The sequence below is a fragment of the Stenotrophomonas sp. STEN063 genome (assembly GCF_056854515.1).
In genome coordinates this window covers 1-25,556 of sequence record NZ_JBXFWF010000019.1, presented here as the reverse complement: position 1 = coordinate 25,556, position 25,556 = coordinate 1, and the positions used below count along the sequence as shown (strand labels likewise).

Here is a 25,556-nt window from a genome sequence, read left to right as displayed (position 1 = left end):
GGACAGGTTGAACGCGGCTGGTGAACAGGGTTTGTGCCGAGTTTGAAGCGAATGTGAAGTCAGCCGGCAGGCAGCAGCAGGCGCGCTTCGGCGCCACCTTCAGGATGGTTGCCCAGTTCCGCAACGCCGCCGTGCAGGCGCGCCACTTCGGCCACGAATGGCAGGCCGAGGCCGGAACTGCGCTGCCCCGTGCCCGGCCGCGCCAGCGAGTAGAAGCGCTCGAACACCCGCTCCTGCGCGTACTCCGGCACACCAGGGCCGTTGTCGCGCACGACGATGCGCCAGTTCTGCTGCTGGCGTTGCACGCTCAGCACGATGCGACCGCCCGGCGCGGAAAACGCGATCGCGTTGTCCAGCAGGTTCGAAAGCGCCTGCCGCAGCAGGAAGGCATCGCCCTGCACCGCTGCGCGCTCCGGCAGTTGCACATCCAGTTGGATCTGCCCGGCCTGCAGGCGTGGCGCCGCATCCTCGGCCAGCGCGTGGCAGACCGCGACCAGATCCACCTCGGTGCGCCGCTGCAGCCAACCGTGCTGTTCAACCTCGGCAAGCCGCAGCAACTGGTCGATGGTTTCGGTCAGGCGCCGCTCCTGCTGCACGATGTTGGCGGCGAAACGCTGCCGGTCAGCTTCCGGCAAGGGCTCCTGCAGGAGTTCGGCAGCGCCGCGTATCGCCGCCAGCGGGCTCTTCATCTCGTGGGTCAGCGACTGCACGTACTGTTCGACATAGGCCTTGCCTTCGAGCTTGCGGCGCATGATTTCCAGCGCCTGGCCGAGGTCGCCGATCTCGTCGCGGCGCCGCTTCGGCGGCGGCACCGGCTCACCGGCGCTGACGGCCTTGGCATAACGACTCAGCCCGCTGATGCCGCGCGACAACCACCACGTCATCAGCAAACCGATCAAGGCCGACAAACCGATCAACCAGGCACCGCGCGCGATGATGGCGCGCTGGCTGGCAACGATGAAGGGATCGATGGTGTCGTTAGGCTGCGACAGCGTCAGCACGCCGATCAGGGTGCGTCCGTCAGCCGGGTCGTACATCGGCGCGGCCACGTGCATTACGGTGTTGGTTTCGTCGCCCGGTATCTCCGGACTGGAACGCGCGCCGTACTCACCGCGCAGGGTTCTGTAGACATCATTCCAGCGCGAGTTGTCGCGGCCCACGTCCTGCCCGCGTGAGTCGTAGACCACGATGCCCTGCGCATTGGTCACCGTCACCCGGTAATCGATGCTCCGCTTGGGGAAACGCCACACCATCGCCTTGGGATCGCGGCGCTGGGCAGTGGCCAGGCGCGCGGCGAAGTCACCGTCGCCGATGTGGCCGGCCTTCAGATCCGGCGCAGCCATCACCGCCAGCACATTGGCCGCGTCCACCAGGGTGGACTCCATCGCCTGGCGCACCCCGGGCTTCACTTCGTTGACGAACACGCGCATCACGAAGAACGCGGCGATGCCGACAATCAGGAAGAACCCCAGGAACAGCTTCAACCCGATACGCATCAGTCAGACATCCAGGGCGTAGCCGACGCCACGGTGGGTGCGTATCGGCTCGCCCTGCGCGCCGGCCGCACGCAGCTTTGCGCGCAGGGTTTTGACGTGGGTATCCACGGTACGGTCGGTGCTGTCGCTGGCGTGGTCCCAGCCACGCTCCATCAACTGCGCCCGGCTCAGGATCGCCCCGGGCCGCTGCAGCAGTGCCGCCAGCAAGGCGTATTCGTAGCGGGTCAGGTCCAGCAGCGCCTCGTCGTAACGGATGCGGCGGCCGTCGTGGTCAATTGCGAACCGCCCCAGCTGCTTCCAGCCACCCTCCTCGGCTGCAACTGGTGCAGCAGGCGCGGTCCGGCGCAGTCGCGCGCGCACCCGGGCCACCATCTCGCGTGGCGAGAACGGCTTGGTCACATAGTCGTCGGCGCCCAGCTCCAGCCCCAATACGCGGTCGAACTCGTCGTTGCGGGCGGTCAGGAAAATCACCGGCACCTGGCTGAAAGTGCGCAGTTCACGGCAGACCTCGAAGCCGCCCAGGTCGGGCAGGCCGACGTCCAGCACCACCACATCGGCGCCATGCTGGCGCAGCAAGGCCAGCGCTTCGCGGCCCAGCGTGCAGTGACTGGCGGCATAGCCTTCGCTGCGCAGCGCATAAAGAAGGGTGTCGGCGATGGCGGCCTCGTCTTCGACGACGAGTACCCGGGCAGGTTGGCTGGACATTGCATCAGGATAGCTGGCCTTGCTGCAGACGCCAGCGGCCGGCAGCAATCGGGACGTATTGGCCCCCTTCGGATCGGCCCACAGCACCGCCGCGCACACAGGCGCCCAGCCGGCTCCCTCCAATGAAAACGCCCACACTACGCCGCAAGCCGTAAACTTCGCCGATGAATTATCGCCACGCCTTCCACGCCGGTAACCACGCCGACGTCCTCAAGCACATCGTCATGCTGGCGATGATCGACGCGCTCAAGCGCAAAGACTCGCCCTTCTTCGTGCTGGACACGCATGCCGGCCGCGGCCGTTACCTGCTGTCCGCCGAGGAAAGCCGCAAAACCGCCGAGATCGACGAAGGCGTGCTGCGACTGATGACTACCCCGTCGCTGCCCGAGGTGGTGGAGCAGTACCTGCGCGCGGTGCAGGCCGACAACCCGGTCGGTGCCTTGATCTCCTACCCCGGCTCGCCGCTGCTGGCCGCGCGCGCCCTGCGCGAACAGGACCGCATGGCCGCCTGCGAGCTGCAGAAGGACGAGGTCACCGCGCTCAAGGAGCTGTTTGCCCACGACCGCCGGGTACAGGTGCACGCCGGCAACGGCTATGAAGCCATCCGCGCCTTCCTGCCGCCCAAGAGCGGCGCGATCAAGATCGGGCGGGCGCTGGTGCTGATCGATCCGCCGTATGAGGTGCAGGACGCCGAATACCCTCTGATTATCTCAACCCTGCGTGAGATTCTTACCCGGATGCCGCAGGCGCAATGCGCGGTCTGGTACCCGATCAAGCAGCGCCGCACCCTGCAACCGTTCTTCCGCAAGGCGGCCGCGCTGCCGGCCAAGTCCATCCTGGTTGCCGAATTCATGGTGAGGGCCGACGACTCTCCGCTGCGTCTGAATGGTAGCGGGATGCTGTTGCTGAACCCGCCATGGCAGTTCGAGCAGGTATTGGCCCCGGCCTTGCCGGTCCTGAAGCAGTATCTGGGTGAAACCGGCACCTCGACCCGGCTGGAGTGGCTGAAGACGCCCGAATGACGGGCGGCGCCGGCAATCTGCAGCCGCTTTGGACCGCGTTCACAGAACGTAGCAGCCGCGGTGACAGAATCAGGCGACTTTGGAGGAAACGTAGTCATGGCCACACGCAACCGCATGCCCCCGTGGCATGAAAATTTCAAGGCTCCCAGCGGCCGTGAGCTGCTGATACGACCCATCCGCCCTGAAGACGGTGCGCCGCTGCAGGGCGCATTTGCCCTGTTCGGGCCGGAAGAAGTGCGCGACAAGTTCCTGCAGTCGGTTGAATCACTGTCGGATGAGACCGCCCAGCGCCTGACCCACCCGAACCCGAAAACCGAGATCGCACTGGTCGCAGCCGAGCCGCTGCCACCCGGCGAAGCGGTTGTCGGCGCGGTGGCGCGCGCCTCCATCATCCCGGGTACCCGCGATGCCGAGTACGCCATCCTGGTCAGCGGCTTCCTTGCCGGTCAGGGTCTGGGCCGGCAGTTGATGCGCAAACTGGTCAAATGGGCGCGCGGCAAATACCTGGATCGCCTGTACGGCGATATCGCCCAGGACAACGAGCCAATGCTGCAGCTGGCCGCTTCGCTGGGCTTCAAGCAGGTGCCGCACCCTTCCGCCGCCCCCGGGCTGGTGCGGATGGTGCTGGAACTGGCCAACTAAGCGCCGGTTCTCCATTCAGCCCACGACAGGCGCCGGCAAGGCGCCTGTCACGTTATCGGCCCTGCAACGCCCGCACCTGCAACCCGGATCAGGCCCAAACGGGCGACCGGGACGCATCTGGTAAAATTCGCGGTTCATGTCGCCTATTACCTACCCCATTCCGCCGCTGCCCCGTTCGGGCCAGCTCCGCGCCTGGTGGCGCGCTCCGGCTTCCAGCAGTGCGCTGGCCTGGCATGTCGCCTGCGCCGCGCAGGCGCACGCCAAACCGCTGCTGCTGATCACCCGCGACAACCACAGCGCGCATCAGCTGGTCGCTGATCTGCAGACCCTGCTGGGTGCGAACAGCCCGTTGCCGGTGGTACCGTTCCCGGATTGGGAAACCCTGCCCTACGACCAGTTCAGCCCGCACCCGGACATCATTTCGCAGCGCCTGGCCGCATTGCACCGCCTGCCGACACTGAAGCAAGGCATCGTCGTGGTGCCGGTGCAGACCCTGCTGCAGCGGCTGGCGCCATTGAGCTACATCGTCGGCGGCAGCTTCGACCTGAAGGTCGGCCAGCGCCTGGACATGGACGCGGAGAAGCGCCGGCTGGAAAGCGCCGGCTACCGCAATGTCGTGCAGGTGATGGACCCGGGTGATTTCGCCGTGCGCGGCGGTCTGCTCGATGTCTATCCAATGGGCGCCGACGCGCCGCTGCGCATCGAGCTGCTGGACGAGGACATCGATTCCATCCGCGAGTTCGACCCGGAATCGCAGCGTTCGCTGGACAAGGTGACGGCAGTGAAGATGCTGCCCGGCCGCGAAGTGCCGATGGATGAGGCCAGCCTCAACAAGGTGCTGGCATCGCTGCGCGAACGCTTCGACGTGGATACCCGGCGCAGTCCCCTGTACCAGGACCTGAAGGCGGGTCTGGCGCCTTCGGGCATCGAATACATGCTGCCGCTGTTCTTCAACCAGACCGCGACCCTGTTCGACTACCTGCCGGACGGTTTCATGACCGTGCTCGGCAACGGCGTCAGCGAAGCCTCCGACGCGTTCTGGCTGCAGACCAACAGCCGTTACGAGCAGCGTCGCCACGATATCGAACGGCCGCTGCTGCCGCCGGACGAGATCTACCAGTCACCGGACAAGCTGCGCGAGCAGTTCAACAAACTGCCGCGCGTGGAAGTCTGCGCGGCCGATCATCCGCGCGCCGCCGAGGCGCAGCCGCTGGGGGACCAGCCGCTGCCGCCGTTGCCGGTCGCGGCCAAGGATGCGCCGGCGGGACAGGCACTGAAGTCTTTCATCGAGCACTACCCGGGCCGGGTGCTGATCGCGGCGGATTCGCCGGGACGGCGTGAGGCCTTGTTGGAGGTGTTGCAGGCTGCTGAATTGCGGCCTGAGGTTGTTGGGAGCTTCAACGACTTTCTTCCTTCCCCCATCGGGGGAAGGTGGCCCGAAGGGTCGGATGGGGGTAAGGCTGCCGGCAAGAGCCAGACAGCTGGTGGGCTTGCGCCCCCTACCCTCTCCCCAACCCCTCTCCCGAAGGGAGAGGGGCTCAAGTTCGCCATTACTGTTGCGCCGCTGGATGACGGCTTTGCGCTCAGCGAGCCGGCCTTGGCCGTGCTTACCGAGCGCCAGCTGTTCCCGGAACGTGCTGGGCAGGCGCGGCGTACGCGGCGGGCTGGGCGTGAGCCCGAATCCATCATCCGTGACCTTGGTGAGCTGACCGAAGGCGCGCCCATCGTCCATGAAGATCATGGTGTTGGCCGCTACCGCGGATTGATCGCGATGGATGTCGGCGGCATGCCCGGCGAATTCCTCGAGATCGAATACGCCAAGGGCGACCGCCTGTACGTGCCGGTCGCGCAACTGCACCTGATCAGCCGCTACTCCGGCGCGTCGCCGGAAACCGCGCCGCTGCATTCACTCGGTGGCGAACAGTGGGCCAAGGCCAAGCGCAAGGCTGCGGAGAAAGTCCGCGACGTTGCCGCCGAGCTGCTGGAAATCCAGGCCCGTCGCCGCGCCCGTGCGGGCCTGGCACTGGATGTCGACCGTTCGATGTACGAGCCGTTCGCGGCAGGCTTCCCGTTCGAGGAAACCCCCGATCAGCAGGCGGCGATCGAGGCCACCTTGCGTGACCTGCAATCCAGCCAGCCGATGGACCGCGTGGTCTGCGGCGACGTCGGCTTCGGCAAGACCGAGGTCGCCGTACGTGCTGCGTTCGCCGCGGCAAGCGGCGGCAAGCAGGTTGCGGTACTGGTGCCGACCACGCTGCTGGCCGAACAGCACTACCGCAACTTCCGCGACCGCTTCGCCGATTACCCGCTGCGGGTGGAAGTGCTGTCGCGCTTCAAGACCAGCAAGGAAATCAAGGCCGAGCTCGACAAGGTCGCCGAAGGCACCATCGATGTGATCATCGGCACGCACCGGCTATTGCAGCCGGACGTGAAGTTCAAGGACCTGGGCCTGGTCATCGTCGACGAAGAACAGCGCTTTGGCGTGCGCCAGAAGGAAGCGCTGAAGGCGATGCGCGCCAACGTGCACCTGCTGACCCTGACCGCGACGCCGATCCCGCGTACCCTGAACATGGCCATGGCCGGCCTGCGCGACCTGTCCATCATCGCCACCCCGCCGCCGAACCGCCTGGCGGTGAAGACCTTCGTCACCGCATGGGACAACGCGCAGCTGCGTGAAGCCTTCCAGCGCGAATTGTCGCGTGGCGGCCAGCTGTACTTCCTGCACAACGATGTGGAAAGCATGGGGCGGATGCAGCGCGAGCTGTCCGAACTGGTACCCGAAGCACGCATCGGCATGGCCCACGGGCAGATGCCCGAGCGCGAGCTGGAACGGGTGATGCTGGATTTCCAGAAGCAGCGCTTCAATGTGCTGCTGGCCAGTACCATCATCGAGTCGGGCATCGACATCCCCAACGCCAACACCATCATCATCAACCGCGCCGACCGCTTTGGCCTTGCACAGTTGCATCAGCTGCGTGGCCGCGTTGGCCGCTCGCATCACCGCGCTTACGCTTACCTGCTGGTACCGGACAAACGTTCGATCACGCCAGACGCGCAGAAACGCCTGGATGCCATCGCCTCGATGGACGAATTGGGCGCCGGCTTCACCCTGGCCACCCACGATCTTGAAATCCGAGGTGCGGGTGAATTGCTCGGCGAAGACCAGAGCGGGCAGATGGCCGAGATCGGCTTCAGCCTGTACACCGAACTGCTGGAACGCGCGGTCCGCTCGATCAAGTCCGGCAAGCTGCCGGACCTGGATGCGGGCGAAGAAGCGCGCGGCGCCGACGTCGAACTGCATGTGCCGGCGTTGATTCCGGAAGACTACCTGCCCGATGTGCACACCCGCCTGACCCTGTACAAGCGCATCAGCTCAGCACGCGACAGCGAGCGTCTGCGCGAACTGCAGGTGGAGATGATCGATCGCTTCGGCCTGCTGCCGGATCCGGTCAAGCATCTGTTCGCCATCGCCGAGCTCAAGCTGCAGGCCAACGAACTGGGCATCCGCAAACTGGAGCTGGGCGAGAACGGTGGTCGCATCGTCTTCGACAGCAAGCCCAACATCGATCCGATGGTGGTGATCCAGCTGATCCAGAAGCAACCCAAGCTCTACCAGATGGACGGCCCGGACAAGCTGCGCATCAAGCATCCTCTGCCGGAAAGCGCCGACCGCTTCAACGCCGCACGCGCGTTGTTGACCACGTTGCATCCCGGCCGCGCCTGAAAAAGCCAGCTGTCAACATTGCGTGAAGGTGAAAGGGCGTTGAAAATAACGCCCCCTCTCTTACGCTCGCAGCCGTTCCCCACACGGCTCCGTCATCATGTTGACCATCACCACGCCCGTGGGCCTGTCGCATCCACCGGATGACAGCTCCTGCGCTATCGATGTATTGGCCGCCGCGCTGGACCAGCGCGACAGCTATACCGACCACCACTGCGATCGCGTCTCGCAACTTGCCCAGGCCATGGGCCGCCGCTGCGATCTGTCCGAAGAGCGTATCGGCCATCTCGTGCTGGCCGCGCGCTTCCATGATGTCGGCAAGATCGGCATCCGTGATGACGTCCTGTTGCACCCCGGCAAGCTCGACGAGGATAAGATTTCGGTGATGCGCACCCATCCGGAGCGCGGCGCGCGTCTGTTCGCCAGCACCGGCCGCAGTGACGCCAAAGCCGTTGCCACGCTGATCCGCCATCACCACGAAGCCTGGGATGGCAGCGGCTACCCGCACGGCCTGCAGGGCGAAGACATTCCGTTGGAATCACGCATCCTGACCATCGTCGATGGCTTCGACGCACTAACCTCGCAGCGCCCCTACCGTGGCCCGATGCCGATACAGCGGGCCATCGAGATCCTGGCCAACGACCGCGGGCGTTTGATCGACCGGCGCCTGTTCGGCGAGTTCATGGGCCTGCTGCGCGGTGATGGTGCACCCGCCGTCTGAGCCATCGCGTCACAACACCGGCGACATCATCGCCACGGCGTTCTGCAGCAGGCGGATTGGCAGCGGCCACGCCATCACCTGCGACAACAGCACCGGCTCGGATACCGTCAGATAGTCCTCCTGTCGCCGCACGATGCTGGCGGTGACCGCACTGTCGGCGATCAGCAGGTTGTTCTCGAAGTTCAACTCCAGACTGCGGCGGTCCATGTTGGCCGAGCCGACCAGGGCAATCTCGCCGTCGATGGTCAGCGATTTTGCATGCAGCAGGCCCAGCGGGTATTCATAGACCTCCACGCCACACTGCAGCAGATCGGCATAGGTGCTGCGACTGCTTTGCCCAACCAGCCAGGAGTCATTGTGCCTGGGCAGGATCAGCCGCGTGCGTACGCCGCGGCGCGGCGCCGCACAGATCGCACGCAGCAGCGCTTCGTCCGGCACGAAATATGGCGTACTGATCACCAGCTCGCGCTGTGCCGCATAGACACAGGCTGCAAACATATCGGTCATCACGTTGTGACGGGTAACCGGACCGGTTTCAAACGCCAGCGCCATGCACCCATCGGCAAAGGGCTGCGCCACGTCGGCCGCGTATCCGTCCAGACCCTGCTCACCGCTTTCCGGAATCCAACCGCTCAGGAACAAGCGCTGCGTCTGCGCCACCACCGGACCTTCGCAACGCAGCAGCAGGTCAATCCACGGTGCAAAACGCGGCTTGACCCGGAATTCCGGATCCGCGCAATTCTGGCTACCGCAGTAGGCAATGCGGTTGTCGATGACCACGATCTTGCGGTGATCACGCAGATCCATGCGACTGAAGGCCATGTGCTGCAGACGATTGAGATCGTCCAGGGTCCGTAGCAGCTTGACCCCGGCTTGGGTCAGCTGCGCCCAACGCGGGCTGCCGATGAAGGCGCGTGAACCCAGCGCATCCACCATCACCCTGCACGCCACGCCACGACCTGCCGCGGCGGCAACCGCGTCAGCAACACGCCCGCCAGCATCGTCATCCAGCCAGATATAGAAGGCGATGTGCACACTCTGCTGCGCCTGCGCGATATCGCGCACCAGGGCATCGATGGCAGCCCTGCAATCGTCCATGGGCGCTGTCGGATGGCTGCCGGTGGCGCCGAGCAGAATAATGCGGTTGCCGCGTTGAGGCTGGGCGCCGTTGATCGATGTCGCCAAGGCAAACAACGATGACGCTGGCACCGGCAGCGATGCCAGCGCGACGTCACTGTGGGCCGCCTCATTCAAGTCCGCGAGCATCCGCGCTGTCTGCTGCAGCCGACGCAGGCGCGCCCGGCCAACATTGGTTTCACCGAGCAGTAGATAGGCCAGCATGCCGATGACCGGTGCCAGCATGATCACCAGTACCCAGGCTGCGCGGGATGCAGGTGTCCGGTTGGCGCGGGTAAGCGCCCGCGCTGCGATCACCAGATGCAGCACGAACAGCAGCATGCTCATCAGCCAATGCAGCGTCGCATGCGGGTCACTCAGGTCCAGCATCATGCGATCTCCTGACAGCAGCCCGATCGAGTGCAGCCGATGCAACGCAAACGACATGAAATGCGCACGGTGCACAGCTGATCAAGCCACGCCAACCCGTGGCCTGCACGCACAGCTCCTTCCCGCGTTACAGCGCCAGCCAAGGCGCTTGCGCCAATGCGGCCTGCAGGTGGGCCAGCAACACGTCGGACTGCTCCAGCTGCTGCTCACCAATGGCTGCCAAGGGCCAGATGCCGGAGGCATTGAATGCCACCGCGCCACTGAACCGGGCCAACGACGGCAAGTGCACTTCAACCTGGGTCTGCGCCTGCCCAAGCGCGGCCACGCCGTCCATCAGCAGACGCTCGGTGCTGCCACGCAGCGCCGATGCCTGTGGCCAGCACACCTGCGCGCCGTCCCAGAACGCCAGGTTCCAGGTGGTGCCTTCGCTGATGCGGCCTTGCGCATCGACAAACAGGGCGTCATCGAATCCGCGCTGCAAGGCTTGCCTGCGCAGGTGGAACAGCGGGAACGTCCCCACGTGCTTGATATGCGCCAACTCGCGTTGATACGGCAGAGGCAGCACTGAACGTGCGAGCGCTGGAATCGATGCCGGCGCGGCGACGGCGATCAACACATCCACCGGCACCGTACGCAGCGGCTGGCGGAAATCGAACTGCCGCGAGAACACCGTGATCCTTACCGATGCATCCGCCGCGTCGAGCTGCTGCAATGCCTGCCGCAGCCATGCCACCAGCTGCGTGCCATCCAGCTCAACATCGAACAGCTCACGCGTGCCCTCCTGCAGCCGCTGCAGGTGCAGCGCCCAGCCCTGCACCGCGCCAGTGCGCACCTGCAACGAGGTGAAGTGCCCGTAATTGACCAGCGCCGCGCTCAACGCCCCGGCATCGGCCAATTGCCCGTTGCAGAACAGCACCGTCACGGCAGCGCCTGCGCCTGTGCCCACATCGCACGCAGTATCTGCGCCGCCGGTGCGTGCCTGGCCATCCATGCCGACTGCCCTGCCCAGGCCTGCATCGCATCGAGCTGGTTGGTGGCACTTGCCTGCTTGCGCATGCTGGCGGTCAGTCCGCGTTGCACCGGATAGGGACGTGGGGCTGGCGCGTCGGCCGCCTCGGCAGCTCGCACATAGGCGGTATCGAGGGCGCGTCCAAGTCGGCCACTGAAGGCCCGCGTCGCGCACGTGGCTTCGGGCTCGGCAACGGCCAACGCCTGCTTCCACGCCGCGGGAATATCGGATTCATCGGCGGCCAGGAATGCCGTGCCCACCTGCACCGCGCTGGCACCCAACATCAGGGCCGCCGCGACACCACGACCATCGGCAATGCCGCCAGCGGCGATCACCGGCACGCTCAGGTGATCGACCAGACGCGGCAGCAAGGCGAACAGACCGACCATCTGCCGTTCGGCAAGCGCTGGGTCAAACGCACCACGATGGCCGCCCGCCTCCATGCCCTGCGCAACCACCGCGTCGGCACCGGCGGCCTGCGCCTGCAGTGCTTCACTCAAGGTGGTCGCGCAGGCGAACCAGGCAATGCCGGCAGCCTGAAGTCGTGCCACCTGTGCGGCGGAAAACACCCCCATGATGGTGGAAGCCACCGCCGGCCGGGCGGCAACCAACGCATCGAACTGGGCGTCAAAATCGGCAGGACCTGCATCACCGGCTTCCGCCGCGACCTGCGGCCCCCATTGCGCAAGAAACTCACGCGTCGCCGTTTCGGCGGCAGGGTCCCGCCGCGGAGCCGCATCCGGCACCCACACGTTCACCTGCGCCGGCCCCTGCGACTGCTGGCCGAATGCCTGCATCCACTGGCTGATCTGTTCCGGCGTGGACAGTACCGCGCCCATCGCGCCCATGCTGCCGGCATTGGCAAGCGCTGCGGACAGCGGCACCGGGCAGGCGCCGGCCATCGGCGCCAGCAGGATCGGAAGTTCAAGACCGAAGCGCTGGCAGAACGCTTCGGTCCGGGCTGAGATGAGGGCGTTGTGCATGGCGGTGATCATACCGCCGATGCCCGCGCTGCTCAGCGCAGCGAAAGTGCGTAGGAACGCACCAGCTGGCTGTCCATCTCTTCGTTGAAAGTGAAGTTCACATACTGCGCATCATCGGCAGCGAAATCCACGTCCACCCGCGAGCGGCCGATTTCAGCGCCGGACTCGTCCAGTGCGCGCGCAAGGAATGCACCCTTGTACGGCTTGGTTGCCACCACATACACAGACGCATCCTTGGAGCCCATGCCGCGGCTCTTGCCCAAGGTCACGGTCATGCCGTTGCTGACCACTTCCGGCGCGACGTCGAGCTTGAGCGACATGCGCTTGTCGACGCCCTCACCCAGGCCGGCAACGAAATCGGTGGCGGTGCCGCTGATCGCGCTGCCCGCCTTCTGCGACAGCGAGCGGTCCTCGCCACATGCGCCCAGCGCCAGCACCGCCAACACCAGATACATCCTGTTCTTCATGCACCACTCCCTGTTCAACCGGTTGGAATCAAACGTTATCAACGGAACGGCAGGCCGCCCTTGCCACCCATGGCGCCGAGCATGCCCTTCATGTTGCGCATCATGCCCTTCATGCCGCCACCGGCCAGCTTGCCCATCATCTTTTCCATCTGCATGTACTGCTTCATCAGCTTGTTGACGTCAGCCGGCTGGGTGCCGGAGCCACGCGCGATGCGGGCACGGCGCGAGCCATTGAGCAGGCCCGGGTTGCGGCGCTCCTTCTTGGTCATCGAGCCGATGATGGCGATCATGCGCGGCACTTCCTTGCTCTGGCTGACCTGCGCCTTGAGGTGCTCGGGGATCTGGCCCAGGCCCGGCAGCTTGTCCATCAGGCCGCCGATGCCGCCCATGTTCTGCATCTGCTCCAGCTGGTCGCGCATGTCGTTCAGATCGAACTTCTTGCCCTTGGCAACCTTCTCGGCCAGCTTCTGTGCCTTGTCCTTGTCGACCTGCTGTTCGACCTGCTCCACCAGCGACAGCACGTCGCCCATGTCGAGGATGCGGCTGGCCACACGTTCCGGGTGGAACACATCCAGGCCGTCGACCTTTTCACCGGTACCGGTGAACTTGATCGGCTTGCCGGTGATGTAACGCACGCTCAGCGCGGCACCGCCGCGGGCGTCACCGTCGGTCTTGGTCAGCACCACGCCGGTCAACGGCAGCGCTTCGCCGAAGGCCTTGGCGGTGTTGGCGGCGTCCTGGCCGGTCATGGCATCGACCACGAACAGGGTTTCGGCCGGGTTGACCGCGGCGTGCAGGGCCTTGATCTCGGCCATCATCGCTTCGTCGATGGCCAGGCGGCCGGCGGTATCGACCAGCAGCACGTCGGCGAACGACTTGCGCGCGTCATCGATGGCAGCGCGGACGATGTCCACCGGCTTCTGGTCGGGCGCGGACGGGAAGAACAGCACGCCGACCTGTTCGGCCAGGGTCTTCAACTGCTCGATGGCGGCCGGACGGTAAACGTCGGCAGACACCACCATCACCTTCTTCTTGCGCTTTTCCTTCAGGTGCTTGGCCAGCTTGCCCACCGTGGTGGTCTTGCCGGCACCCTGCAGGCCCGCCATCAGGATGATGGCCGGCGCAGGCACGTTGAGGTTCAGGTCGGTGGCCTGGGCACCCATGACGGCGGTCAGCTCGTCGCGCACGACCTTGATCAGGGCCTGGCCCGGGGTAAGCGACTTGAGAACCTCCTGGCCAACCGCGCGAACCTTGATCTTCTCGATCAGGGCCTGCACCACCGGCAGGGCCACATCGGCCTCCAGCAGGGCGATGCGCACCTCGCGGGTGGCCTCGCGGATGTTTTCTTCAGTCAGGCGGCCGCGCCCACGCAGGCGCTCGATGGTGCCGGAAAGGCGCTGGGTCAGTGACTCGAACATGCGACGGAACCTGCGGAAATCGTGGAAACAGAGGCAGTCAGTATAACGGCCAGCCGCCGCCACCGCCGGTTCAGATCGCCAGCGAGGGGCCTGTATGCGAAACTGCAGCGATGACAATCGTTCTCATCGCCGCCGCACTCTATCTGGTGTCCACCGCCCTGCTGGTACGCGGGCTGGCCGGCGAACGCAGTCCGCCCCCACGCAGCTGGCTGCTGCCGACGATCGCCGCCGTGCTGCTGCACGCCGGTTACCACCTGATGGTGGCGATGAAGACCGCTGGCGGGCCGGACATGCACTTCTTCGCGGCGCTGTCGCTGGTGGGCCTGGGCATGGCGGCATTGACCGCCGTGGTTGGCGCACGCGGACGCATGTCGGCGCTGGGCGTGGTGGTGTTCCCGATGGCGGCGATCCTGCTGCTGGCCTACCACGGCTACGGCCATGAGCCGAGCAAGTTGCTGGGCTGGCGCCTGGCCACCCATGCCTGGCTCGCACTGCTGGCCTACGCCACGCTGAGCGTGGCCGCGCTGCTGGCCATCATGCTGTGGCTGCAGGAGCGGGCCCTGCGCCGCCGTGACTTCCGCCCGTGGCTGCGCGCCCTGCCGCCGCTGGCCGACCTGGAGACCCTGCTGTTCCGCACGATCACGGTCGGCTTCTGCCTGCTGACCCTGACCCTGCTGACCGGCGTGCTGTTCGTCGACAACCTGCTGGAGCAGAAGCTGGTGCACAAGACCGTGCTCAGCGTGCTGTCGTGGATCGTCTTCGGCACCTTGCTGATCGGCCGTCGCCGCTACGGCTGGCGCGGCAGCAAGGCCGTGCACTGGACCCTGACCGCGATGGCGCTTCTGCTGCTGGCGTTCTTCGGCAGCCGCTTCGTGATCGAGCTGGTGCTGGGTCGCGGCTGAGCCAACGACCTGTAGCGCCGAGCCATGCTCGGCAGGGGCTTTCGCAAAGAACCCGCTTGTGGGAGCGGCATGAGCCGCGAAGCTGATGATCGATCCGATCCAGAGGTTCCCGCAATTTCATTGCCGCCAGCGTCGCGGCTCATGCCGCTCCTACACGATGGCGGTGGGCTGATGTAATGCCGGGAAGGCCTCTGCCGAGCATGGCTCGGCACTACAGTCGTCGCTTATTCCATCGCTGCTTCCAGCGCCTGCGACAACCGCTCCACCGCAATGACTTCCATGCCCTTCACCGTGCCCGCCTTGGGTGCGTTGGCCTTGGGCACGATCGCGCGCTTGAAGCCATGCGTGGCCGCTTCGCGCAGGCGATCCTCACCGTTCGGCACCGGGCGGATCTCGCCGGACAAACCCACTTCGCCGAAGGCGATGGTCTTCTCCGCCAGTGGCCGGTCCTGCAGCGAGGACAGCACCGCCAGCAGCACCGGCAGATCGACGGCGGTTTCCTGCACGCGGATGCCACCGACCACATTCACGAATACGTCCTGGTCGCCGACCAGCACGCCGCCATGGCGATGCAGCACCGCCAGCAGCATCGCCAAACGATTCTGTTCGAGGCCCACCGCGACCCGGCGCGGATTGGACAGCGGCGAGGAGTCCACCAACGCCTGCACTTCCACCAGCAATGGGCGCGTGCCTTCGCGGGTCACCATCACGCAACTGCCAGGCTGGCGGGTGCTGCCGCCGGACAGGAAGATCGCCGATGGATTGGGCACTTCCTTCAAACCCTTTTCGCCCATCGCGAACACGCCCAGCTCATTGACCGCGCCGAAGCGGTTCTTGAACGCGCGCAGGATGCGGAAGCGGCTGCCGCTTTCACCTTCGAAATACAGCACCGCATCGACCATGTGCTCCAGCACACGCGGGCCAGCGATGCCGCCCTCCTTGGTGACATGGCCGACCAGGAACACGGCGGTACCGGTTTCCTTGGCAAAACGCACCAGCCGCGCCGCACTCTCGCGCACCTGGCTGACCGAGCCGGGCGCAGCGGTCAACGCCTCGGTCCACAGCGTCTGCACCGAGTCAGCGACAATCAGCTTGGGCCGCGCCTTCACTGCGTGCTGCAGGATGTTCTCGACACCGGTCTCGGACAGTGCGTTGATGCCCTCCAGCGGCAGGTCCAGGCGCACTGCCCGGCCGGCCACCTGCGACAGCGACTCTTCACCGGTGACGTACAGCACCGGCAAGCTGCTGGCCATCTTGGCCACCGCCTGCAGCAGCAGCGTGGACTTGCCGATACCCGGGTCGCCGCCAACCAGCACCACGGCCCCCTCCACCAGGCCGCCACCCAGCACCCGGTCGAACTCGCTGATGCCGGTGGAAACCCGCAGATGCTCGGTCTGCTGCACATCCTTCAAGGCGGTGATCTTGGGTGCCTCAACCTTGCCGGCCCAACCGCTGCGGCGTGCCGCCGGCGCCTTTGCCGCCGCGGCGGTCTCGAGCACGATCTCGCTCAGCACGTTCCATACACCGCATTCGGTGCACTGGCCCTGCCATTTGCCGTACTCGGCGCCACATTCGCTGCAGACGTATGCACTGCGGGTCTTGGCCATGGAAATTCCTATCTGCGTCAGCGCCGCAGGATAGCCCACCAAGGTCGCAAGGGCTGCGACAGCTAAAGTCCGCGCCGCCACCGCCGCTATGTAAGCGGGGCTGCGCCCCGCATCAGTGCTTCAGGAACCCCCAATGATTGGCAGTTACAACCAGAGCCTCGTTGTCGTCTCGTTACTGGTGGCGATACTCGCCTCCTATACCGCGCTGGACATGTCAGCGCGTGTCGCCAGCAGCCAAAGCCGCAGAGCCGCGCGCATCTGGCTGGTGGGCGGCGCAGTGGCCATGGGCCTGGGCATCTGGTCGATGCACTTCATCGGCATGTTGGCGTTCAAGCTGCCGATCCCGGTCGGCTATGACCTCTTCCTCACCACCTGCTCACTGGCGGCGTCCGTTGGCGCATCGATGTACGCGCTGTGGCTGGTGTCACGCCAACGCCTGCCAATCGCTCGTCTGCTGTCCGGCGCAGTACTGATGGGGCTAGGCATCGCAGCCATGCACTACATCGGCATGGCCGCGATGCAGATGCAACCGGGCATCGACTATGACCCGATCTGGTTCACCGCCTCGATCCTGATCGCCATTGGCGCGTCGGCGGCGGCATTGTGGATCGCACAACGCCTGCGTCATGAACAGCCCCGCCTGATGCCGATGCGCCTACTGGCATCCTTGGTGATGGGCATTGCCATCGTCGGCATGCATTACACCGGCATGGCCGCCGCCCGCTTCCCCGTCGATGCCATCTGCAGCGCCATCAGCGACGGCGGGCTGGATATCCACCTGCTCGCAGGGCTGGTCATCGTCACCACGATTGCCACCTTGTCGGTCGCACTGCTGGCCTCGGTGTTCGACGGGCAGATGCGGTTGCGCACCGGCGTACTCGCCCATTCACTGGCCAATGCCAATGAAAAACTGGTGCAGGCCGCATTGCACGACCCCCTGACCCAACTGCCCAACCGAGTACTCCTGCAGGACCGCATCGAGCGCGCCATCGAGAAAGCCAACCGCCGCGAGTTCGGCTTGGCCCTGATGTTCTGCGACCTCGACGGTTTCAAGAACGTCAACGATGCCTACGGCCACCAGCTTGGCGACCGCCTGCTGGTGCAATTCAGCAAGAAGGTCAGCGCACTGCTGCGCAGCCAGGACACCTTTGCCCGCCTCGGCGGGGATGAATTCGTCATCGTGATGACCATCGATTCACCCGACGACGCAGCCCTGATGGCCGAGCAGATCAGCGCCGCGATCAGCGCGCCCTTCCTCATCGACAACGCCGAGCTGCTGGTCAGCGCCAGCATCGGCATCGCGCTGTACCCGGAAGACGCCAGCACCGAACGTGAGTTGATGATGCATGCCGATGCGGCGATGTATCACGTCAAGCACAGCGGCCGGAACGGCCACGCGTTCTTCACCTCGACCATGCAGGCCGGCACCCGCCAGCGCCTGCGCCTGCTGCAGGACCTGCGCCACGCAACCGCGCGCAATGAGCTGGTGCTGCATTACCAGCCCAAGTTCCCGGCAGGCGGCAGCCGCGCCAACGGTGCTGAAGCGCTGCTGCGCTGGAATCACCCGGAGCTTGGCCTGCTGTCGCCCGATGTGTTCATTCCCGTTGCCGAGCGCAGCGGCTTGATCATCCAGATCGGCGAATGGGTGCTGGATGCGGCCTGCGCCCAGCTGCGTGCCTGGCATGACGCCGGCAACACCGATTGGTCAATGGCGGTGAACCTGTCACCGCTGCAGTTCGCCTCGCCGACGCTGGTGGAAACCGTGCGTGGCGCGCTCGAGCGCCATGCGCTGGACCCGCGCCAGCTGACCCTGGAAGTGACTGAAAGCACCGCGATGAAGGACGTGGAAGCCAGCCTGCAGATGCTGGAGGCACTGACTGCGATGGGCGTGCGTATCGCCATCGACGACTTCGGCACCGGTTATTCCAGCCTGCTCTACCTCAAGCGCATGCCGGCCACGGAGCTCAAGATCGACCGCGCTTTCGTCCGCGACCTGGAACACAACAGCGAGGATGCAGCCATCGTCTCCTCGATCATCGCACTGGGCCGCACACTGCAGCTGCAGGTAGTCGCCGAAGGCGTGGAAACCGAGGCGCAGCGCAACTTCCTCGGCGAGCTAGGTTGTGACGTATTGCAGGGCTACCACCTCGGCCGGCCCATGGCGGCCGCCGATTTCGTAAGCCGCAACAGCTGAAGCCAGCGCGCCGTTTGCAGGAGCGACGTAAGCCGCGAAGCTGGCAACGCCTGAAAAGCCCAAAGGCCAACCCCTCCCCCGGCCCTCCCCTTGGCTTCGCCAAAGGGAGGGAGCAACGGCGTAGTGCCGAGCCATGCTCGGCAGGGGCATTCCCAATAGAGCATCGGCCTGCAGATGTGGGAGTGGCGTAAGCCGCGAAGCCCGCGATTCTGCAGATCCCAGGAATGCTGATCGCTGGAGGATTGTCAGCTTCGCGGCTTACGCCGCTCCCACAACTGCGGTCGGCGGTAGCTTTATCGGGAACGCCCCTGCCGAGCATGGCTCGGCACTACAAAAAACAAAAGCAAAGGCCGCCTTGCGGCGGCCTTTGCTGTGCATCAAGCGATCAAGCCGCTCAGTGCATCATGTGGTGATTCATGTTCCACATGACCCACAGCGTGCCCAGCACGATGATGCCGATCACCACCAGGGTGAACATGCCGGCATTGACGTTCCAGCGGGCAGCCGAGGAACGATCAAGGTGCAGGAAGAACACCAGGTGCACCAGCAGCTGCAGGATGCCTGCAACCACGATCACCGCGCCGGTGGCGAAGGACGACATGCCACCGCTCATCACCACCCAGAACGGGATGATGGTGAGCACGGCTGCCAGCACGAAGCCGATCAGGTAAGACTTGACGCTGCCGTGGCTCTCACCAGCGGCACCGTGTGCATGATTGTCATGTGCGGACATTACATCGCTCCCGACAGATAAACGACAGAGAACACGCCAATCCAGACCAGATCCAGGAAGTGCCAGAACAGGCTCAGGCACGCCATGCGGGTCTTGTTGCGCGGGGTCAGGCCATCCTGCTTGAGCTGGACGAACATCACCGCCAGCCACAGCAGACCCGCGGTCACGTGCAGACCATGGGTACCCACCAGGGCGAAGAACGCCGACAGGAAGGCACTCTTGTCCGGGCCGTGGCCGTTGTGGATCAGGTGGTTGAACTCCCAGATTTCCATGCCCATGAAGCCGGCGCCCAGCAGCCAGGTGATGGCCAGCCAGAAGAACATCAGGCCCTTCTTCGACTGGTGCATGGCGATCATGCCCAGGCCGAAGGTCAGCGAGGACACCAGCAGCAGCGCGGTTTCCCACGCCACGAACGGCAGCTCGAACAGGTCCTTGGCCGACGGGCCACCATTGGTGCCGCCGGACAGAACCACATACGTCACGAACAGGGTGGCGAAGATGAGCAGATCGCTCATCAGGTACACCCAGAAACCGAAGACGGTGTTCTCGCTGGTGTCGTGATGCTCGTGATGGTCCGCAGCGTGCGCTGCGGAACCGTGGGTCATCGTGTGGGCGTTCGTGCTCATGCCTTCACCTCGGTCTTCACCAAGCCCTGAGCTTCCAGGTGCTTACGGTGTTCGTTCTCGATACGTTCCACCTCGGCAGCCGGCACCCAGTAATCCACGTCCTTGTCGAAGGTACGGTAGATGAAGGTGGCGATCATGCCGACCAGGCCGATGATGGCCAGCACCCACATGTGCCAGACCATCGCAAAGCCCAGCACCAGGCTGAACGCGCCGATGACAACACCGGTACCGGTGTTCTTCGGCATGTGGATGTCGCTGTACTTGGCCGGCTTCTGCCAGGCTTCGCCGCGCTGCTTGCGGTGCCAGAATTCGTCCAGCTCCTCACCCTTGGGCAGGGTAGCGAAGTTGTAGAACTGCACCGGGGAAGCGGTTTCCCACTCCAGGGTACGGGCATCCCACGGATCGCCAGTCAGGTCAGCATTCTTCTTGCGGTCGCGGATGGACACGGCGATCTGGATCACCTGGCACAGGATGCCGAGGGCGATGATCGCGGCGCCGACAGCGGCAACGATGAAGTACGGCTGGTAGTCCATGTTCGGGTAGCTCTGCATACGACGCGTAGCACCCATGAAGCCCAGTGCGTACAGCGGCATGAAGGCCACGTAGAAGCCGATGAACCAGCCCCAGAACGCGCGCTTGCCCCAGGTTTCATTCAAGGTGAAGCCGAACATCTTCGGCCACCAGTAAGTGATACCGGCAAACATGCCGAACACCACGCCGCCGATGATGACGTTGTGGAAGTGGGCAATCAGGAACAGCGAGTTGTGCAGCACGAAGTCGATGGCCGGGATCGCCAACATCACGCCGGTCATGCCGCCGATGGTGAAGGTGACCATGAAACCGATCGTCCACAACACCGGCGAGGTGAAGTGCACGCGGCCGCGGTACATCGTGAACAGCCAGTTGAAGATCTTCACGCCGGTCGGGATCGAGATGATCATCGTCGTGATGCCGAAGAAGGCATTGACGTTGGCACCCGAGCCCATGGTGAAGAAGTGGTGCAACCACACCAGGAACGACAGCACACCGATCGCACAGGTGGCGTAGACCATGCCCTTGTAACCGAACAGGGTCTTGCGCGAGAACGTGGCGATCACTTCAGAGAACACACCGAATGCCGGCAGCACCAGGATGTAGACCTCCGGGTGACCCCAGATCCAGATCAGGTTGATGTACAGCATGGCGTTGCCGCCACCATCGTTGGTGAAGAAGTGCGTACCCAGGTAACGGTCCAGGGTCAGCAGCACCAGGGTGATGGTCAACACCGGGAAGGCAGCAATGATCAGCAGGTTGGTGACCAGGGCGGTCCAGCTGAACACCGGCATGTGCATCAGCTTCATGCCCGGGCTACGCATCTTGAGGATGGTGATGAAGAAGTTGATACCGCTCAGCGTGGTACCCAGGCCGGAGACCTGCAGCGCCCAGATGTAGTAATCCATACCTACGCTTGGACTGTATTCCAAGCCTGACAAGGGCGGGAACGCCAACCAGCCGGTCGCAGCGAATTCACCGATCCACAGCGAGATCATCATCAGGCCGCAGCCTGCGACGAACAGCCAGAAGCTCAGCGAGTTCAGGAACGGGAAGGCAACGTCGCGGGCACCAATCTGCAGCGGCACCACCAGGTTCATCAAACCGGTGATCAGCGGCATGGCCACGAAGAAGATCATGATCACGCCGTGGGCGGTGAAGATCTGGTCGTAGTGGTGTGGCGGCAGGTAGCCTTCGGCGCCGCCAGCGGCAACCGCCTGCTGGGCACGCATCATGATCGCGTCGGAGAAGCCGCGCAGCAGCATCACGAACGCCACGATCAGGTACATCGCGCCGATCTTCTTGTGGTCCACCGAGGTGAACCACTCCTTCCACAGATAGCCCCACAGCTTGAACTTGGTGACCGCGGCTACAACAGCCAGGCCGCCCAGCATCGCGCCGATGAGGGTGGTGAGCACGATGGGATCGTGCGGCAGTGAATCAAGAGAGAGTTTTCCAAGCATCGTCATTCTCCCGAGGCGCCATGGCCGGCATGTGCGGCTTCGGCGGGCTCGTTGGCAGTGTGACCGGCGTGGCCGTCAGCCGTGGCGGCAGCAGGCGCAGCGGCGGCAGGAGCCTCGTGGCCCATGGCGGCGTGGTCCATCGCGTCATGGCCCATCGCAGCGTGGTCCATGGCTTCGGGCTGCATCGCCTCGTGGCCGGCACCTTCGTGCGACATCTTCTTGCCATCGTGCTTCATGCCGAAGTGGTGGTTCTCACCGGCGTGCTTGGCAATGATGGTGTTGAACAGGCCCTTCTCGGTGCTGCCGTAGTAGGTCACCGGGTGCCAGTCGTGGTTCTGCTCGGTGGTGAGTTCGGTAAACGCCTTCTGGTCCATGACCTTGGCATCGCCGCGCACCTTGGCCAACCAGGCCTGGTATTCCTCATTGCTCACCGCGTGCGCGGTGAAATGCATCTTGCTGAAGCCTGCACCGCTGTAATGCGAGGAGCGGCCTTCATAGCTGCCGGCCTCGTTGGCGATCAGGTGCAGTTTGGTCTCCATGCCGGCCATCGAGTAGATCATGCTACCCAGATGCGGAATGAAGAACGCATTCATCACCGTATCGGCGGTGATCTTGAAGTTCAGCGGGGCATCAACCGGGAAGGTCAGCTCGTTGACCACGGCGATGTTCTCTTCCGGGTAGACGAACAGCCACTTCCAGTCCAGCGAGATCGCTTCGATCACCACCGGCTTGGTATCGGACTCCAGCGGCTTGTACGGATCCAGCGCATGCGAAGAACGCCAGGTCAGCACGGCCAGGACCAGGATGATCATGCACGGGATCGACCAGACCACCACTTCGATGGCGGTGGAGTGAGACCAGTTGGGCTCGTAACGGGCCTTGGTGTTGGATGCGCGGTACTTCCACGCGAACACCAGCGTCAGCACGATCACCGGAATGACCACCAGCAGCATCAGCACCGTACAGGTGATCAGCAGCGTGAGTTCGTCCCGGGCGATCTGGCCCTTGGGGTCAAACAGGGCCCAGTCGCAGCCCGTCATCATGACGGCCATAGCGACAATGAGGCCCGGACGCAAAAAGCGTCCAAGAGTTTTCAACGGAATCATCGGTCGATCCAATTGCGAGGGAGAGCCGGACCTGGCAAGCCCATACATGCAAACGCAAACGAGCGCCCGGGGATTGCCCTCCGGGAGACATATAGGGGGTTGTCAGATTTCAGCCCCGCAATTTTAGGCCTTCACACACCACTTAAGAAAGGGATTGACAATGATTTCGCGCAGCAAAAGCGGGCAATCCTGTGCGACACGTTGTCGCACCTGTGCCGCGAATCGGACAGATTCGGCAAAGTCCGGCACTGATTGCGGCGGCGCTCGGCCCTACTTCACCCTACTCAGCACTGACATCGAGCGCGTTCATGTGGCCCAAGGCTGCCCATCCGGCCGCACCTGACATCAGTGAATGCGCCTGCCCGCAGATCCATGACAGCCTGGCTCGTTCAGGTTCATGGGCAAGATCACCCCCGACGCGAAGACGCGTCGTCACCTGTTCAACAGCGAACCGCAAGACCAGCCCCGCCGAGGTCGCAAGCACTTGGGTTGAGCTCGCCCATCGCAGCATTGCCGACGCCATCACCAGCAGCCGGGCAACTGCAGCAGCGACCCAGCGGCTTGTACGCAAGCCACCAGCCCAGCGCCGCCCACAGAAAAGACCCGCGCGGGGCGGGCCTGATCTGGTGCCGGAAATAGGAATCGAACCTACGACCTACGCATTACGAATGCGCCGCTCTACCAACTGAGCTATTCCGGCGAAGGCGCGAATTGTAGGCAAAGGGGATGGCATTGGTCAATCCACATCTCATTCCAACCGGGAGCCGCGCTCAACCTACTGACATCCTGCCAACGAATGAGGCTCCCTGCGCAGCTACCTGAGCCTGCGGTTCTCTCACTCGACCTGCCGCTACCGCCGCAGCTCCAGTGCGCCCAGCCCACCGTACTTCTCAATGCAGCGGCAAGGCCCAGCTTCGGAGATCGCGAACTCCTAGAGTGCCGAGCCGAGCGATGTACCGCTCACAGACTGACACAGGGCAAACGAAATCTGCTCTTCGGTGAACTTCGACTTCTTCATAGCAAAACCACCTCTCTGCTTGGGGTTAGTTTCACCGAATTTCTCTACTTTTGAATGGCTCAAAAAGCTGAGAGGGGATCAATATGTAAAAACGCACCAAAACTAACGCCAAGCAGCGACAAGCAGACAGCCGGCACTGTCCACCCTTCGGTTCCACTCACGCACATTTAAATCAGTGTGAAAACCTTGCATTTCGAATAACCCCAATACGCTCAATATCGAGGGGATCAACCTTACCATCATTTAAATAGAACGTCCCTGACACCTTGATCCTCGACCCAGAACCGGGCAACTTTAATCCACCAAAACCACCATTCTCGTTGTAAACAACGACAGAAGAAACGGACTCACCTTCTTCCATTGCATCCCGGGTAGGGAAGATCAAAACTAAATCTCCTGCAACACGCGCCCACCCAACAACCTCCACCGGAACAGCATTGAACTTCTCCGGATGGGAAATGAGGTAAATAAAGGACAACGCACACACGCGCTCGGCACTGGAATTCCCTCTATATTTACATACATCATAATTATTAGAGCCACCACACGAAGAAAGCAGAACAGACACCAAAACAACCAACACCACAATAATTGCTCTCATTAGGGAACCTCGAAGAAATAGTTCTCGGCAGAAACATATGAATCGGAAACCCCCGCCCCATCCCTTATCATCCCTCGGAAGTCGAACCCAACAACCCCTCCCCTTGGCCCTGCAACATAGGAATTAACCCCCGCAGATCGAGCTCGCTCAAGATCGCCGCGATACAATGATCCCTCCCATTTACCACTGCACCAGCAAGAGCCTTTCCAGTACGAGAATGCCGTATCGACAGGATGGGTATGAGCTATCGCTCTTCGAACACCTGGCCCCGAGTAAGATTGCCCCTGTATTACGGCGCCCGCCCCGGCTCCCCAGTTGACTTTATCGCCCAAAGTATAATTTACCACCCGGAATTGGTCAGGACCCAATCCCGTGATATCCGCACCGACCTCGATTCCTGTAACCAACGACACCGGAGATGCTGTTCCCGAAAAATAGCGCGCACCTTGAGCCTCTGAACGCTGTGTTTTATAGATTGAATTCAAAGCGTCAAGATAATCTTGTGGATCCCTCTTTACCGCAGCCATCCGCGTGGGAGACAACGGAACGGCACGACCTCCTTGCTGAGCCATACGACAGTCCCAATCTTGACCGCAAGCTCGCCGCCCATCTGGATCCGTAAACCGATACGGATTGTTGTTCCCATACCAATAACGATTAAACGCCCCGACCGGATTGCTATAAGCCGTCACTGGATCCACCGACAGGAACCTGCCGATCTGCGGATCGTAGTAGCGCTGCTGCATGTAAGTCAGACCAGTTGCGCCGTCCTGCTTATGACCTGTGTAACCGACAGCATCATAGGCGGGCTTTCCGATTACAGCGCCATAGGGCGCGTAATCATTACGTTCTATCACGGCACCCGAGCCATCCGTCACCGCTACGGGTGAGCCGAGCGCATCGGTGTGTTGGAACTTCACCACGTTGCCCACGGTTTCACGTTTGGCTATCAAACTACCGCTCAGATAGATGTATTCAAGCCCTGCGCCACTGCTTTTAGAGTAGTACATCAGCTGACCAGACTTGCTGTACTGCGAGAGCGCAGACGTTCCATCGACAGGACTCCAGGCAAGCACTCTCCGGCC

At 63.6% G+C, this 25,556-nt stretch carries 20 protein-coding genes and 1 tRNA gene; 6 read left to right on the top strand and 15 right to left on the bottom strand.

What is annotated here, in order from left to right:
- Positions 1–59 precede the first annotated feature (59 nt).
- Complete coding sequence (gene creC / locus AC1VWL_RS07175) at positions 60–1,496, bottom strand: two-component system sensor histidine kinase CreC (protein WP_482986233.1); 1,437 nt, start codon at positions 1,494–1,496, stop codon at positions 60–62.
- 3 nt (positions 1,497–1,499) lie between these two features.
- On the bottom strand, positions 1,500–2,201 hold the full coding sequence (gene creB / locus AC1VWL_RS07170; protein ID WP_282266669.1) for a two-component system response regulator CreB: 702 nt from the start codon (positions 2,199–2,201) through the stop codon (positions 1,500–1,502).
- Positions 2,202–2,365: 164 nt separating this feature from the next.
- On the opposite strand from creB, the gene AC1VWL_RS07165 reads away from it, so the two are divergent.
- From AC1VWL_RS07165 to AC1VWL_RS07150, 4 genes are all read left to right on the top strand, one after another.
- Complete coding sequence (locus tag AC1VWL_RS07165; protein ID WP_296252797.1) at positions 2,366–3,223, top strand: 23S rRNA (adenine(2030)-N(6))-methyltransferase RlmJ; 858 nt, start codon at positions 2,366–2,368, stop codon at positions 3,221–3,223.
- A gap of 96 nt (positions 3,224–3,319) precedes the next feature.
- Positions 3,320–3,865: a GNAT family N-acetyltransferase gene (locus AC1VWL_RS07160; protein WP_282266665.1), complete on the top strand. Its 546-nt coding sequence runs from the start codon at positions 3,320–3,322 to the stop codon at positions 3,863–3,865.
- Positions 3,866–4,001: 136 nt separating this feature from the next.
- Complete coding sequence (gene mfd, locus AC1VWL_RS07155) at positions 4,002–7,589, top strand: transcription-repair coupling factor (protein WP_482986232.1); 3,588 nt, start codon at positions 4,002–4,004, stop codon at positions 7,587–7,589.
- Positions 7,590–7,686: 97 nt separating this feature from the next.
- The gene (locus AC1VWL_RS07150) at positions 7,687–8,307 is read left to right on the top strand and encodes an HD-GYP domain-containing protein (RefSeq protein WP_482986231.1); all 621 of its coding nucleotides are present in this window, start codon (positions 7,687–7,689) and stop codon (positions 8,305–8,307) included.
- A gap of 9 nt (positions 8,308–8,316) precedes the next feature.
- Here AC1VWL_RS07150 and cls read toward each other — a convergent pair whose 3' ends face one another.
- The 5 genes from cls to ffh form a co-directional block, all read right to left on the bottom strand.
- On the bottom strand, positions 8,317–9,816 hold the full coding sequence (gene cls / locus AC1VWL_RS07145; RefSeq protein ID WP_482986230.1) for a cardiolipin synthase: 1,500 nt from the start codon (positions 9,814–9,816) through the stop codon (positions 8,317–8,319).
- Between the two features lie 124 nt (positions 9,817–9,940).
- The gene (locus tag AC1VWL_RS07140; protein WP_482986229.1) at positions 9,941–10,735 is read right to left on the bottom strand and encodes an aminotransferase class IV; all 795 of its coding nucleotides are present in this window, start codon (positions 10,733–10,735) and stop codon (positions 9,941–9,943) included.
- Positions 10,732–11,805, bottom strand: a complete 1,074-nt coding sequence (locus AC1VWL_RS07135) for an NAD(P)H-dependent flavin oxidoreductase (RefSeq protein WP_482986228.1) — start codon at positions 11,803–11,805, stop codon at positions 10,732–10,734. The genes AC1VWL_RS07140 and AC1VWL_RS07135 overlap by 4 nt, the downstream gene beginning before the upstream one ends.
- Before the next feature lie 32 nt (positions 11,806–11,837).
- Positions 11,838–12,272 carry a hypothetical protein gene (locus AC1VWL_RS07130; protein WP_282266650.1) on the bottom strand — a complete coding sequence of 145 codons (435 nt, stop codon included), beginning with the start codon at positions 12,270–12,272 and terminating at the stop codon, positions 11,838–11,840.
- A 38-nt stretch (positions 12,273–12,310) separates the two neighbouring features.
- Positions 12,311–13,690, bottom strand: coding sequence for a signal recognition particle protein (gene ffh, locus AC1VWL_RS07125; protein WP_282266648.1), 1,380 nt, complete (start codon positions 13,688–13,690; stop codon positions 12,311–12,313).
- Positions 13,691–13,800: 110 nt separating this feature from the next.
- Here ffh and AC1VWL_RS07120 point away from each other — a divergent pair, with 110 nt between their 5' ends.
- Positions 13,801–14,592, top strand: a complete 792-nt coding sequence (locus tag AC1VWL_RS07120) for a cytochrome C assembly family protein (RefSeq protein ID WP_282266645.1) — start codon at positions 13,801–13,803, stop codon at positions 14,590–14,592.
- Positions 14,593–14,816: 224 nt separating this feature from the next.
- On the opposite strand, the gene radA is transcribed toward AC1VWL_RS07120, so the two are convergent.
- Positions 14,817–16,199, bottom strand: a complete 1,383-nt coding sequence (radA, locus tag AC1VWL_RS07115; protein ID WP_482986227.1) for a DNA repair protein RadA — start codon at positions 16,197–16,199, stop codon at positions 14,817–14,819.
- A gap of 133 nt (positions 16,200–16,332) precedes the next feature.
- On the opposite strand from radA, the gene AC1VWL_RS07110 reads away from it, so the two are divergent.
- Entirely contained in the window at positions 16,333–18,393 is a 2,061-nt protein-coding gene (locus tag AC1VWL_RS07110) for a putative bifunctional diguanylate cyclase/phosphodiesterase (RefSeq protein WP_482986226.1), read from the top strand.
- A gap of 394 nt (positions 18,394–18,787) precedes the next feature.
- On the opposite strand, the gene cyoD is transcribed toward AC1VWL_RS07110, so the two are convergent.
- The 7 genes from cyoD to AC1VWL_RS07075 all read right to left on the bottom strand — a co-directional run.
- Positions 18,788–19,126, bottom strand: coding sequence for a cytochrome o ubiquinol oxidase subunit IV (gene cyoD / locus AC1VWL_RS07105; protein WP_282271076.1), 339 nt, complete (start codon positions 19,124–19,126; stop codon positions 18,788–18,790).
- A complete protein-coding gene (gene cyoC / locus AC1VWL_RS07100; protein WP_482986225.1) occupies positions 19,126–19,752 on the bottom strand; it encodes a cytochrome o ubiquinol oxidase subunit III in 627 nt (208 codons plus the stop codon). Before cyoC ends, cyoD begins: the two co-directional genes overlap by 1 nt.
- Complete coding sequence (gene cyoB / locus AC1VWL_RS07095) at positions 19,749–21,746, bottom strand: cytochrome o ubiquinol oxidase subunit I (protein ID WP_303747026.1); 1,998 nt, start codon at positions 21,744–21,746, stop codon at positions 19,749–19,751. The genes cyoC and cyoB overlap by 4 nt, the downstream gene beginning before the upstream one ends.
- 2 nt (positions 21,747–21,748) lie before the next feature.
- Positions 21,749–22,852, bottom strand: a complete 1,104-nt coding sequence (gene cyoA, locus AC1VWL_RS07090; protein WP_482986224.1) for a ubiquinol oxidase subunit II — start codon at positions 22,850–22,852, stop codon at positions 21,749–21,751.
- Between the two features lie 624 nt (positions 22,853–23,476).
- Positions 23,477–23,552: transfer RNA gene (locus tag AC1VWL_RS07085), tRNA-Thr, on the bottom strand.
- Positions 23,553–24,042: 490 nt separating this feature from the next.
- On the bottom strand, positions 24,043–24,471 hold the full coding sequence (locus AC1VWL_RS07080; RefSeq protein WP_482986223.1) for a hypothetical protein: 429 nt from the start codon (positions 24,469–24,471) through the stop codon (positions 24,043–24,045).
- A partial coding sequence (locus AC1VWL_RS07075) for an RHS repeat-associated core domain-containing protein (protein ID WP_482986222.1) occupies positions 24,471–25,556 on the bottom strand: 1,086 nt, incomplete at its 5' end. The genes AC1VWL_RS07075 and AC1VWL_RS07080, both read right to left, overlap by 1 nt.